This is a genomic window from Streptomyces sp. NPDC020845 (genome assembly GCF_044334165.1).
Lineage (GTDB): Bacteria > Actinomycetota > Actinomycetes > Streptomycetales > Streptomycetaceae > Streptomyces.
Map to the genome: position 1 here is coordinate 136915 of NZ_JBIRSJ010000011.1, position 12438 is coordinate 149352.

Below are 12438 nucleotides of genomic sequence, written 5' to 3' on the forward strand. Positions count from 1 at the left end.
GCGGGCCCGGGCGGTCAGCGGGAGGTGGGGGTGAACTGGACCGGTATGGCCGACACTCCGCGCATCATCAGCTTGGAGCGCCATTCCAGGTCCTCGGGCGCGACGGTCAGCGTCACGTCCGGGAGGCGGTCGATCAGGACCTCGATCGCGGCCATGGCGATGGCCTCGGCGAGCTCGCGGGCGACCGGGGGACAGCCGTGGGTGCCGTGGCTGAAGGCCATATGGGCCTGGTTGCCCGCCGCGCCGGCGCGGAAGTCCGGCCGTACGTCGGGGTCGGCGTTGGCGGCGGCGAGGCCCAGCATCAGGCAGTCGCCCTTCCTGATGTGGCGCCCGGCGAGCATGGTGTCCTCGGCTGCCCAGCGGCCGACCCAGTTGGGGACCGGGGTGGCCTCCCACAGCACCTCGTTGATCGCCTGGCCGACGCTGCGCCGCCCGCCGGACATGGTGACCGCGAACCGCTCGTCGGTGAGCATGAGCCGCAGCGCGTTGCCGATCAGGTCGGTGGTGGGCTGGTGGGCCGCGTACACGTTGCCCAGCAGGTCGTTGATGATCTCCTCGTCGGTGAGGCCCGCCGGGTGGTTCACCAGGACCGTGGAGATGTTCTTACGGTCCGGGGTCGCCCGGGCGTGCTCCATCAGCGACACCATCCGGTCGACCATGTTCTGGTGCGCTTCGGGTCCGCCCTTCCCGCTGACCAGGTCGACCGTGATCTGCTGCAGTTCGGTGGATTCGGCCTCGTTCATGCCGTACATACGGTTGAGCACGCGCAGCGGGATCTGGCAGGCGTAGTCGGCGATGAGATCGGCGTGGCCGCGGCCCGCGAAGGTGTCGATCAGACCGTCCGCGACGCGCTCGCACAGCGCGCGCAGCTCGAACGGGTCCACGATCTCCATGCTGTCGATGATCGCCTCGGCCCGCCGCTCGTGTTCGGCGCCCTCGGTGAACAGCATGGTCGGCCGGTAGCCGACGAAGGTCATCAGCTCCCAGTCCGGCGGGACCTTGTCCCAGGAGTGCCAGCGGCGCGAGTCGCGGGCGAAGACGTTGGGGTCGGTGGTGACCCGCACCAGTTCCCGGTAGCCGAGCACCATCCAGACGGGGATCTGGCCGTCGAGCAGCACGGGTACCACGGGACCGTGGTCGCGGCGGAGCCGGCGGTAGAGGTCTTCCTGGCTCCGGCTGAAGTCCTCGGCGTGCAGCAGCACGGCGTCCGGCTGCTCCGGCCAGCCCGGAAGCGGCGCCGCGGAGTTGTCGGGTTCCTCAGGGGGGAGCGTGGGGTCCGGGGTGGTCACGCGGTGCTCTCCTGGGCGGCGGAAGAAAAGCTGGACGAGGCAGACGAGGTGGAGAGGGAGTAGAGATGCCGCGCGAGGGCGACCAGTACGGCCTTGCTGGAGTCGCGCTCCCGGGCGTCGCAGTCGACGATCGGGATGTCGGCGGGCAGGTCGAGGGCCGCGCGCACCTCCTCCAGCGTGTGCTTGGGTTCGCCGAAGTTGTTGCGCGCGACGATGAACGGCGTGCCGTGGTGCTCCAGCCGGTCGATGGCGTACCAGGAGTCGGAGAGCCGGTTGGTGTCCACCAGGACGACCGCGCCCAAGGTCCCCATGAACAGCCGGTCCCACAGGAACCAGAACCGCTCCTGGCCGGGGGCGCCGAACAGATAGAGCACCATCTGCTCGTCCAGGCTGATCCGGCCGAAGTCGAAGGCGACGGTCGTGGTGGTCTTGTCCTGTACCTGTGACGCGTCGTCGATCCCGACGCCCGCCTGCGTCATGGTCTCCTCGGTGCTCAGCGGGCGGATCTCGCTGACGGACCGGACCATGGTGGTCTTTCCGACCCCGAAGCCCCCGACGATCACGATCTTGAGGCCGTCCCGCGCGCTCTCGCTCAGCTGCGCGCCCTCGGGGCGGTCAGAGGTTCTGGAGTGCAACGAGCACCTTCTTCAACATCTCGGGTTCGGGCAGCTGCCTGTCGGAGCGGACCACCTGGGGGTGGCGAGCGGTGATCTTTCCGGTGTCGAGCAGATCGCAGAGCAGGATCTTCACCACGCTCACCGGCAGGCCCAGATAGGAGGAGATCTCCACGACCGCCAGCGGACGGTGGCACATCCGCAGGATCTTGGCGTGCTCGGACTGCATCCCCGGGCTGGGCTCGCTCTCGCTGACGATGAGCGTGACCATGTCGAACACGCTCTCGTCCACCCGGCTACGGCCACCGGTGACGGTGTACAGCCGGTCCGGATCCTCGCTGTCGACGGCCCCTCGGATCATGCCGTGGCCCCGCCGCCGTCACCCGCGGCCACCCGGGGCGCGGCGCGCAGATGGTCGCCGATCTGCTCGACCAGCTCGTTCATGTTGTGGCCGATGATGCCGACGTCGGCCTCGTCCTCCGCGATGACCGCGAGGTGGGCGCCCTCACCGGCCTCCACGATGAACAGGATGCCGCCGTGGAACTCCGTCATCGACTGCCGGACGCCGCCGCTGCCGTCGCCGAACTCGATGGACGCGCCGTGCGACAGGCTCTGGATCCCCGAGGCGATGGCCGCCAGTTGGTCGGCCTGGTCGAGGGACAGGCCGGAGGTGAGGCACAGTTTGAGACCGTCTCTGGAGAGCACCAGCGCGTGGCGGGCGCCGGGGGTCTTCTTCAGCAGGTTCTCCAGCAACCAGTCCAAGCTGCGATCTGTGGTGTTCATCGGGGTTCCTTCTGTCACGGCTGGTCGTTCTCGGGAGACGTCTCGGGGGTGGCGTGGGCTTCGGCCGCCTGGTCGTCGGCGCACGGGGCCGGCTCGGCCGCGGGGCAGGGGGCGCCGCCGCGGGCGGCCTGGCGGAAGGCGCCGAGGCGGGTGGCGTCGGGGCGCGGGCGGTCGGAGGGTGCCTTGCGCTCCTGGGGGGCGGCGGTCCGGGAGGCCGCGGCCAGCGTCTCACCGCGGCGGCGCTTGGGCAGTCCGCCGGTCGACTCGGCGCTCGTGGGCTGCGGGGCGGCGGCCGGACCGGGGTCCGGGGCGGGGGCGGCCGTCCGGGTGGGGGTAGCGGGGGGAGCGGCGGCGGAGCGGTTCGCGGTCTGGGGGGTGGGCGACGGGCGGGAGGAGCGGGTGGCCGGGGCCGGGTTGGTCGCGGCGTCCTGGCTCACATGGGTGATCAGCTGCTGCGGGATCAGGACGACCACGCCGGTGCCGCCGCGCGAGGAGGGCCGGAAGGAGACCGTCAGGTTGTGCTTACGGGCCAGCTGCCCGACGACCGCGAGCCCGAGCCGGGTGCCGGAGAGCGTGGTCAGGTCCAGGGGGTCGGAGGAGACGGCCTTCTCGGCGCGGGCGAGGGCGGCCGGGCCCATGACCAGACCGCCGTCCTCGACGGTCACCACGACGCCGGTGTGCGTCTCCTGGACGTACACATGCACCTCCTCGGTGGGAGGCGAGAACGTGGCGGCATTGTCCATGAGTTCGGCGAGGGCGTGCATGACGCCCTCGGCGGCGTAACCGGCGACCGCGGCGGTGCTGGCCGAGTGGATCCGGACCCGCTGGTAGGCGCTGATCCGGCCGACCGCGCCGCGCAGCACGCTCTCCATGACGATCGGCTTGGTCCAGCGGCGCCCGGAGCGGGCACCGGTGAGGACCGCGATGCTGTCCGCGATACGGCCTGCCTGCGCGGTGGTGTGATCGAGCTTCAGCAGGTCACCGAGGACGGCCTCGTCGTGCCGGTTCTCCATCTCCCGCAGGTCGGCGAGCATGCTGGTGGCCAGCGCCTGCACCCGGCCGGCGGCATTGGCGCAGGCCGCCATGGCCGAGGCGCGCATACGCTCACCGATGGCGACTTCCCGCACCAGCATCTTGAGCACCCGGTCGTGTGCCCCGCTGGCGGGCGTGGGCAGCGTGGAGAGCACGGTGTCCACCGTCTCGCCTTCGCGTAGCTGCCCCACCGCAGATGGAATCGTTTCATCAGCGAGCTTCGCGGCCTCGGCCTCCATCACCGCCGTACGCCGCGTGACTTCGGCCTGCATGGCTGCCGTACGCCGTGCGGCGTCGGCCTCCACGGCCGCCAGGCGCGCCTGGAGCCGCCGTACGGCCTGCGCGCGGGCCGAGGCGAACGCGGCGGCCACACACAGCAGAACGGCGACCACACCACAGAACAGGCCGACGGACGCCCGGTGGGCGGAGGGCACTTCGGCCGTCACCCAAGCGCCCACACCGCCGACGACCACGGCGGCCAGCAGCGGTACGGCCAGGGCCTGCCGCGTCATGGGGAGCCCTTTGACGGGTTGGCTGGATATATGTGCTGACATCTCTCAGGTCCTCAGGGGCGCGGTCGAGGGTTGAGGGCGGTTTCGAGCCATGGGCGGCACATCGTAGTACCGCACACAGGCTTTTGACCGGCTCGCTCGCCAATCGGACCTTGACATCCCGTCAGCACCGCGGAACAAACGCCGGATGACCCCTGCGTGTCGACCACTGAACCCCCGTCAAACGCCAGCAAACAGAATGAGCCGCTCCGGTCCGTACGTCCACCCACATGGCGCGATCTCTGTCGACGCTAGCGCGTCTAGCGTCGCTAGAATCGAGGTATGTCATCCACCGAGCGTCGCGAACGCGAACGAGCACAACGCCATCAACTGATCATCACCGCCGCCCGCGAGCTGGCCGAGGCCGAGGGCTGGGACGCGGTGACCACGCGCCGGCTGGCCGAGCGCGTCGAGTACAGCCAGCCCGTCCTCTACAGCCATTTCAAGGGCAAGGACGCCATCGTCCGCGCGGTGGCCCTCGAGGGCTTCGACGATCTCGCCGCCCAGATGCGGCGGGCCCGGCTGGCCGAGATCTCGCCGAAGGAGGCGCTGCGCGCGCTGGGCCGGGCCTACCTCGACTTCGCCGCCAACCGGCCCGCGCTGTACGAGGCCATGTTCATCATGCCGACCGACCTGCCCTTCGCCGGCAGCGAGACGCCCTCCGCGCTGCGCGCCGCCTTCGGCGAGATCGTCGCCGTGGTCGGGCCGCGGGAGGGTGTGGGGCTGCACGCCGAGGTGTTCTGGGGCTCGCTGCACGGCATCGCCGTCCTGGTACACGGCAAGCGGATGCCGGCCGAGCTCCAGGGGGACCGGCTGGACCTCCTGGTGGAGCACTTCACCCCGGAGGCGGACCGAGGGAGGTGAACCGTCACAGAAGACCGCAAAAAAGGGCGCGTCTCAGGGCAGGGCCAGCTCCGCCCAGATGACCTTGCCGTCGGCCGTGTAGCGGGTCCCCCAGCGCTCCGCGAACTGCGCGACCAGGAACAGCCCGCGGCCCCCCTCGTCCGTCGTCGCCGCGTACCGCAGATGCGGCGAGGTGCTGCTGGTGTCGGACACCTCGCAGATGAGATTGCGATCGCGTAGGAGTTGCACCCGGATCGGACCGGCGGCGTAGCGGATCGCATTGGTGATCAGTTCGCTGAGCACCAGCTCCGCGGTGAAGGCCATGTCGGGCGCCGCCGCGGGCAGCCCCCACTCCGTCAGCTGCCCGATGGCCGCGGCCCGCACCTCGGCCACTGCCGCCGGGTCGCAGGGGACGTCCCAGCTCGCCACCCGGTCGGATCCCAGCACCCGGGTGCGGGCCACGATCAGCGCGATGTCGTCGGTGGGGCGCGCGGGCAGCACGCCGTCCAGCACGTCCGCGCAGGTCTGGTCGGGCGTACGGCCGGGGTGGGCGAGGGCCTCGCGCAGCAGCTCGAGCCCGGCGTCGATCTCCCGTCTGCGGTCCTCGATGAGCCCGTCGGTGTAAAGCACCAGCCGGCTGCCCTCGGCCAGCTCCAGCTCGGCCGTCTCGAAGGGCAGGCCGCCCAGGCCCAGCGGCGGCCCGGCCGGCAGGTCGATGAACTCCACGGAGCCGTCGGGGGCGACCACCGCGGGCGGCGGATGTCCGGCGCGGGCCATGGCGCAGCGCCGGGTCACCGGGTCGTAGATCGCGTACAGACAGGAGGCCCCGGTGATCCCCGCGCCGCCGCCCTCGGTCCCTTCCGAGCCGACGGCGGCGGTGGCAGCGCCGTCGTCCTGGTCGATCCGGGCGACCAGGTCGTCGAGGTGGGAGAGGAGTTCGTCGGGCGGCAGGTCGAGGGTCGAGAAGTTGTGCACGGCGGTGCGGAGCCGCCCCATCGTGGCCGCCGCGTGCAGCCCGTGCCCGACCACATCGCCCACCACCAGCGCCACCCGGGCCCCCGGCAGCGGGATCACATCGAACCAGTCGCCGCCCACCCCCGACTCCGCCGGCAGATACCGGTACGCCACATCCAGTGCGCTCTGCTCGGGCAGGGCGCGGGGCAGCAGGCTGTGCTGGAGCGTCACCGCCATGGTGTGCTCGCGCGTATAGCGCCGGGCGTTGTCGATGCAGACGGCGGCGTGGGAGGCCAGCTCCTCGGCGAGGGCGATCTCGTCCTCGCCGAAGGGGGCGTTCTTCTCCATGCGCCAGAAGCTGACCATGCCCAGCATGACGCCCCGGGCCCGCAGCGGCACCGTCACCAGCGACCGGACGCCGTAGTCGATGGCCAGGCCGGTCTGTTCCGGGTCCTGGGCGCGCCAGCCGTGGGCTTCCCTCAGGTCCGGTTCGACCGCCGCCTGCCCGCTGGCGAAGCCCTGGGCCTGCGGGGTGGAGGAGATGAACGAGAGGTGGGTGCCGACCTGGTAGAAGGGGTGGTCGTCGCTGATGCCGCGGACCGCCGTGCGGCACATCTCGACACCGCCCACCGCCAGCGGCTCCTCGCCGCGCAGCACGGGCTCCGCCAGGTCGACGGTGACGAAGTCGGCGAACCGCCCCACCGCGATCTGGGCCAGCTCCTCGGCGGTCCGGCCGACGTCGAGCGTGGTGCCGATCTCCACGCTGGCGTCGTACAGCAGCTTGAGGTGCTTCTGCGCCACCTCCGCCCGCCCCGACAGGGCGCGCAGCTCGGTGGAGTCCCGCAGGGTCGCCACGCTGCCGGGCGGGCCGCCGTCCCGGTCCGTGGGGCGGTTGTTGACCGCCAGCAGCCGGTCCCCGGCCACCAGCACCTCGTCGGAGACGACCTGCCCCGACGCCAGCGCCTGGGCCATCTGCGGCTCCAGGCCGAGCTCGGTGACGGCCCGGCCCTCCGGGTATTCGGGCAGGTCGAGCAGGCGCCGCGCCTCGTCGTTGGCCAGCATCAGCCGGCCGCCGCCGTCGACGATCAGCACGCCTTCCCGTACGGAGTGCAGCACCGCGTCGTGGTGCTCGTACATCCGGGTCATCTCGGCCGGGTCCAGGCCGTGGGTCTGCCGCCGCAGCCGTCTGCTGACCAGCGCCGTGCCGCCGGTGGCCAGGGCGAGCGAGGCACCGGCCGCGCCGATGAGGATCGGCATCTGGCGGTTGGCCAGACCGCTGACCTTGCTGACCGTGATGCCCGAGGCCACCAGGCCGATGACCTTGCCCCGGCTGTCGGTGACGGGCGCCACGGCCCGTACGGAGGGGCCGAGGGTGCCGGTGAACGTCTCGGTGATGGTGTGGCCCTTGAGGGCGGGGCGGTAGCTGCCGAGGAAGTGGTGGCCGATCCGCGAGGTGTCGGGGTGGGTGTAGCGGATCCCCTTCGTGTTCAGGACCACGATGAAGTCGACCCCGGCGTCCTTGCGCGCGGCTTCGGCCAGCGGCTGGAGCACCGCGGTCGGATGGGGGGAGCGCACCGCGGCCGGCATGCCCGGTGCGTTGGCGAAGGTCTCGGCGACGGCGACCGAGCGGTGCCGGGCCTCGTTGGTGGCGTCGTGCCGGACCTGGAGAACGAGGGCGACGGACGCGGCGGCGATCAGCAGCAGCACGATCATCAGCTGCAGCAGAAAGACCTGGCCGGCGACGCTGCGCGTACTCAGCCAAGAGCCAGAGCGCCGCCCCGCCGCCTCCGGGCGCTCACGCCGCCGACTCCGTGGGCGCCGACCGGGGAACATACGGGTAGCCAGTACCCACGATCGACCCTTAAACCGGGCCATACGCCTACATCTACACCGCGTCTCCCCCGAAAGCGAACCACCCCGGGTTCCGCAGGTGCCGACCCCGGCGGCCTGTGTCAACCTGAGAAAGGTGCAATTAGCCATAATTGCCGCATTTCATCCGCCGTTCGGCGGTGGTGTCGGCAGGGACGAAGGAGCCCGCAATGGCCAGTCACGTCGGTGGAGTTCAGCCGCAAGCCGCGCCAAGTGCGCACCACCGGGCAGCGGAGAGCGGATGGATCGTCTTCGCGGCCGTCATGATGATCTTCGCGGGGCTCCTGGCCCTCAGCCAGGGGATCTCGGCCATCCGCAACGACCAGGTGTTCGTGGTCACGCGCCACTACGCCTTCGCGTTCGACCTCACCGGGTGGGGATGGGTCCACGCCATCGTCGGCGCCCTCGCCGTGGTGGCCGGTGCGGCCCTGTTCACCGGCGCCATGTGGGCACGGGTGGTCGGTGTGGTGCTGGCGGGTCTCAGCCTGATCGCCAACTTCCTGTGGCTGCCCTACTACCCGGTCTGGGCCGTGGCGCTGCTGATCCTGGACGCCCTCGTCATCTGGGCGCTGTGCACCGGGCCCGGCATGGCGGAACGGGCGCAGCGAGCGGCAAGCATGCAACAGGGCCAGCAGGGGCAGCAGGGACAGGGCCCGCCGGTCACAAGCCGATGACCACCAGCGCCGTATCGTCCGCGACGGCCCCGCCCGTGACGCCGAGGTCGACGAGGAGCGCGTCGGCCAGTTCCTCGGGCTCCAGCCCCCCGTGCCGGGACAGACTGTCGGCGAGCCGGCCGAGCCCGACGTCGATGTCCTCGCCGCGCCGCTCGATGAGCCCGTCGGTGTACAGCACCAGGGTGCTGCCCGGCGTGTACGGGAGAGTGGCCTCGGGCCGGTCCACATGCTCCGAGCGGACACCCAGCGGCGGGTCTGTGGCCTGGTCGAGCAGTACGACATCTCGGTCGGCCCGCAGCAGCGGCGGCGGATGGCCGGCGCAGCTGTAGACGATACTCCGCGCGGACCGGTCGATGACCACCTGCACGGCGGTCGCGGCCAGCGCGCCCTCGATGGAGCGCGCGTACCGGCCGAGCACCTCCAGTGCCCGGGCGGGCCCGCCGACCGCCCTGCTGGCCGCGCTCAGCGCGCTGCGCAGCTGCCCCATCACACAGGCGGCCTCCAGCCCCTGGCCCACCACATCGCCCACCGCCGCCGCGATCCGGCCGTCGGCCAGTTCGAACACCTCGTACCAGTCGCCGCACACGTTGAGCGAGCCGACGGCGGGCCGGTAGCGGACGGCCACGTGCCGATGCAGCCCGGGGACCAGCGCGGGCAGCATGGCCTGCTGCAGGGCCAGCGCCGTCGTCCGCTCCTGGGCGTGCGCCGCCCGCAGCCGCTCGTTCAGCTCCTGCAGCTCCTGCGCGCGGGTGCGGAGGTCGGCGTCCATCTCCGCGGTGCGCGTGAACGGCACCTGCGCCCGCCCCAGGACGAAGTCCGTCACGTCCTCCACCCGGTGGATGATCAGCTGGACCGAGCCGTCCGGGCCGAGGACCGGGGTGTTGACCGGGCTCCAGTACCGCTCCTCGAACCGCCCCTCGCCCCGCTTCACGCCCTCGCCGCTGGGGACGGGGATGTCGTACTTCTGCAGCGCCATGCTGTCCCGCTCGCCCGTCGCCAGGACCCGCCTCAGGGAGGCGTCCAGATTTCGGGTCCCGGTGGCGTTCGGATCCTCCGGGTTGTCGGGGAAGGCATCGAAGATATGGCGGCCGAGCAGATCCTCGCGCCTGGTCCGGGTGGCTTTCAGATACGCCTGATTGACCGCGACGATCACCAGATCGGGACCCACCACCAGATTCGGACTCGGAGTGGCCTCGAAAAGCGCTTCGTAGTCGATCTGCCGTCCCGTGGCCCGCTCCTCGCTCGTGCCCTGCCGCGCCGCACCCGCGGGGTGAACCGCGTGCTCAAGCCCAACCTATGGCGGTATCGCGGCCACCGCACGCGGCCGGGGTGCGCGGCCGGGCGGAAAGGGCGAGGCTGAAGCCATGCTGCTGGCCGAAGTCGCCCGTACCTCCCGCGAGGTCGCGGCCACCTCCGCCCGCTCGGAGAAGATCGCGGCCCTGGCCCGGCTGCTCAGCCGCGTGGAGCCCGCCGAGGCGCCCGTGGTGATCACCTACCTCGCGGGCAGGCTGCCGCAACGCCGCATCGGGGTGGGCTGGGCCGGGCTGCGGGTACGCCCCGAACCGGCCGCCGGGCCCCATCTCGGAGTGCTCGACGTCCACCAGGCCCTGGACCGGGTCGCCGCCGTCTCCGGCACCGGCGCCACCACCGAACGCAAGCGGCTGGTCTCCGGGCTGATGTCCGCCGCCACCGAGGACGAGCAGGCCTTTCTGCTCGGGCTGATCGGCGGGGAGCTGCGCCAGGGCGCGCTGGACGCGCTCGCCGTCGAGGGTCTTTCGGCCGCGGTCGGCGCGCCCCCCGCCGAGGTGCGCCGCGCGGTGATGCTCGGCGGCTCACTGGGCGCGGTCGCCCAGGCACTACTGGAGAGCGGGCCGCCGGCGCTGTCCGAATTCGGTCTCGAGGTGGGGCGGCCGGTGCTGCCGATGCTCGCCCACAGCGCACGGGACCTGGACGAGGCCCTGGACCGGCTCGGCCCCTGCGCGGTCGAGGAGAAGCTGGACGGCATCCGGGTGCAGGTGCACCGGGACAAGGAGACCGTACGCGTCTACACCCGCACCCTCGACGAGATCACCGACCGCCTGCCGGAGGTGGTCGCGGCCGCCCGTGAGCTGGCGGTGGAGCGGGCGGTCCTCGACGGCGAGGTGATCGCCCTCGACGCCGACGGCAGACCCCGGCCGTTCCAGGAGATCTCCGGCCGGGTCGGCGCACGGCTCGACGTGGCCGGGGCCAGCGCCTCGCTGCCGCTGTACCCCGTCTTCTTCGATCTGCTGGCCGTGGACGACCGGGACCTGCTCGACCTGCCCGCCCGCGACCGCCACGCCGAACTGGCCCGGGTGGCACCCGCCCCCCGGCGGGTCCGCAGGCTGGTGGCCGAGGATCCGCGGGACGAGGCGACCCGGCGGGCGGCGCGCGAGTTCGCCGCCGATGTGCTGGCCCGCGGGCACGAGGGCGTCATGGCCAAGTCCCTCGACGCCCCGTACAGCGCGGGCCGGCGCGGCGCGTGCTGGCTCAAGGTCAAACCGGTCCACACGCTCGACCTGGTCGTACTGGCGGCCGAATGGGGCCACGGCCGCCGCACCGGCAAGCTGTCCAACCTCCACCTGGGCGCCCGGCGCCCGGACGGCACCTACGCCATGCTCGGCAAGACCTTCAAGGGCCTCACCGACAAGCAGCTCGGCTGGCAGACGGAGGCGCTGCTGCGGCTGGCCGTCAGCGACGACGGATGGGTGGTGCGGGTGCGGCCCGAACTGGTCGTGGAGGTCGCCTTCGACTCGCTCCAGCGGTCCTCCCGCTATCCGGAGGGGGTGACGCTGCGCTTCGCGCGGGTGCTGCGCTACCGCGAGGACAAGCCGGCGGAGGAGGCGGACACGGTCGAGACGGTGCTGGCGCTGCGCGGCGCGTGAGGACCGTACGGAGCCGGACGCGGGCCCGTACGGAGCCGGTCACCACCGCGTCGTGAGGGCCGTACGGAGCCGGTCACCACCGCGTCGTGAGGGCCGTACGGAGGAGCCGGTCTCGGCCCCGCTATCGCCCCAGGGCCTTACGGGCCAGCCGGTACGCCACCAGGTCGGCCACCGATATCAGCGGCAGCAGCCTGCTGGCCGCGAGCCGGCTCAGATCCTCGTGGCCCGCCAGCTCCCAGTCCGCCGTGACGACCGCGCCGACCGCGGTCACCCCGGAGAGCCCCGCCAGCCGCGACAGGTCGACGGCCGCCTCGGCATGGCCCTCCCGCTCCAGCACCCCGTCCGGCATCGCGCACACCGGGAAGACATGCCCCGGGCGCCCCAGCTGGTCGGGGGTGGTCTGCGGATCGGCGAGCGCCTGGACGGTGCGCGAGCGGTCCGCGGCGGACAGGCCCGTGGTCGTGGTGGGCCCCAGCAGGTCGACGGGGACGGTGAAGGCGGCGCTGAGCAGCGTCGTGGTGTGCTCCTCGTCCACCGTCAGCCGCCGCAGCCGCAGCCGGTCGGCGTGCCCGTCCGGCAGGGCCACGCAGACCATGCCGGAGGTGTGGTCAAGCAGCTGCTTGAGCGCGCCCTCGTGCGAGTGCTCGGCGGCGAGCAGCAGAACGCCGCGATGCTCCTTGGCCAGCTCGTCGTAGACGATGACGAAGCCGCCCTCGGCGAACGCGTCGATCGCCTGTTCGACCGCCAGAAGGCGCTCGGGCGCGACCGTCTGCTCAACCACTGCCATGGGGAGGAATTTTGGCACATGCCAGCGGACCTGACGACGTGTCAATGCTCACAAAGTAAGGGTCTTGGCACCATCAGTGACCTTCGCCCCAGGGTGACCGCGCTCCAGGGGAGGCTCACGGGACAATGAGGGCTCCCCC

11 protein-coding genes are annotated in these 12438 nt (G+C 72.0%); 3 read left to right on the forward strand and 8 right to left on the reverse strand.

Annotated features, from left to right (window positions below; translation table 11 throughout):
* Positions 1-14: 14 nt before the first annotated feature.
* From ACH4U7_RS29190 to ACH4U7_RS29210, 5 genes are read right to left on the reverse strand one after another with little or no spacing between them, the layout of a single operon-like run.
* Entirely contained in the window at positions 15-1289 is a 1275-nt protein-coding gene (locus ACH4U7_RS29190) for a cytochrome P450 (protein WP_398530798.1), read from the reverse strand.
* The gene (locus ACH4U7_RS29195) at positions 1286-1924 is read right to left on the reverse strand and encodes a GTP-binding protein (protein ID WP_398530799.1); all 639 of its coding nucleotides are present in this window, start codon (positions 1922-1924) and stop codon (positions 1286-1288) included. The genes ACH4U7_RS29190 and ACH4U7_RS29195 overlap by 4 nt, the downstream gene beginning before the upstream one ends.
* Positions 1905-2264, reverse strand: coding sequence for a DUF742 domain-containing protein (locus ACH4U7_RS29200; RefSeq protein ID WP_014178079.1), 360 nt, complete (start codon positions 2262-2264; stop codon positions 1905-1907). The genes ACH4U7_RS29195 and ACH4U7_RS29200 overlap by 20 nt, the downstream gene beginning before the upstream one ends.
* Positions 2261-2686 carry a roadblock/LC7 domain-containing protein gene (locus ACH4U7_RS29205; protein ID WP_014178078.1) on the reverse strand — a complete coding sequence of 142 codons (426 nt, stop codon included), beginning with the start codon at positions 2684-2686 and terminating at the stop codon, positions 2261-2263. The genes ACH4U7_RS29200 and ACH4U7_RS29205 overlap by 4 nt, the downstream gene beginning before the upstream one ends.
* Positions 2687-2700: 14 nt before the next feature.
* Positions 2701-4230: a sensor histidine kinase gene (locus tag ACH4U7_RS29210; protein WP_398530800.1), complete on the reverse strand. Its 1530-nt coding sequence runs from the start codon at positions 4228-4230 to the stop codon at positions 2701-2703.
* 321 nt (positions 4231-4551) lie between these two features.
* On the opposite strand from ACH4U7_RS29210, the gene ACH4U7_RS29215 reads away from it, so the two are divergent.
* Entirely contained in the window at positions 4552-5133 is a 582-nt protein-coding gene (locus tag ACH4U7_RS29215; protein ID WP_398530801.1) for a TetR/AcrR family transcriptional regulator, read from the forward strand.
* 33 nt (positions 5134-5166) lie between these two features.
* Here the strand turns inward: ACH4U7_RS29215 and ACH4U7_RS29220 are convergent, their stop codons facing one another.
* Positions 5167-7941, reverse strand: a complete 2775-nt coding sequence (locus ACH4U7_RS29220) for a SpoIIE family protein phosphatase (RefSeq protein ID WP_398530802.1) — start codon at positions 7939-7941, stop codon at positions 5167-5169.
* A 164-nt stretch (positions 7942-8105) separates the two neighbouring features.
* Between ACH4U7_RS29220 and ACH4U7_RS29225 the strand changes: the two genes are divergently transcribed.
* Positions 8106-8609, forward strand: coding sequence for a hypothetical protein (locus tag ACH4U7_RS29225; RefSeq protein WP_398530803.1), 504 nt, complete (start codon positions 8106-8108; stop codon positions 8607-8609).
* On the opposite strand, the gene ACH4U7_RS29230 is transcribed toward ACH4U7_RS29225, so the two are convergent.
* On the reverse strand, positions 8596-9780 hold the full coding sequence (locus tag ACH4U7_RS29230) for a PP2C family protein-serine/threonine phosphatase (RefSeq protein WP_398530804.1): 1185 nt from the start codon (positions 9778-9780) through the stop codon (positions 8596-8598). The genes ACH4U7_RS29225 and ACH4U7_RS29230 overlap by 14 nt on opposite strands.
* A gap of 193 nt (positions 9781-9973) precedes the next feature.
* Here ACH4U7_RS29230 and ACH4U7_RS29235 point away from each other — a divergent pair, with 193 nt between their 5' ends.
* Complete coding sequence (locus ACH4U7_RS29235) at positions 9974-11512, forward strand: ATP-dependent DNA ligase (RefSeq protein WP_398530805.1); 1539 nt, start codon at positions 9974-9976, stop codon at positions 11510-11512.
* Positions 11513-11633: 121 nt separating this feature from the next.
* Here the strand turns inward: ACH4U7_RS29235 and ACH4U7_RS29240 are convergent, their stop codons facing one another.
* Entirely contained in the window at positions 11634-12299 is a 666-nt protein-coding gene (locus ACH4U7_RS29240) for a 3,4-dihydroxy-2-butanone-4-phosphate synthase (protein WP_398530806.1), read from the reverse strand.
* Positions 12300-12438: the final 139 nt, after the last annotated feature.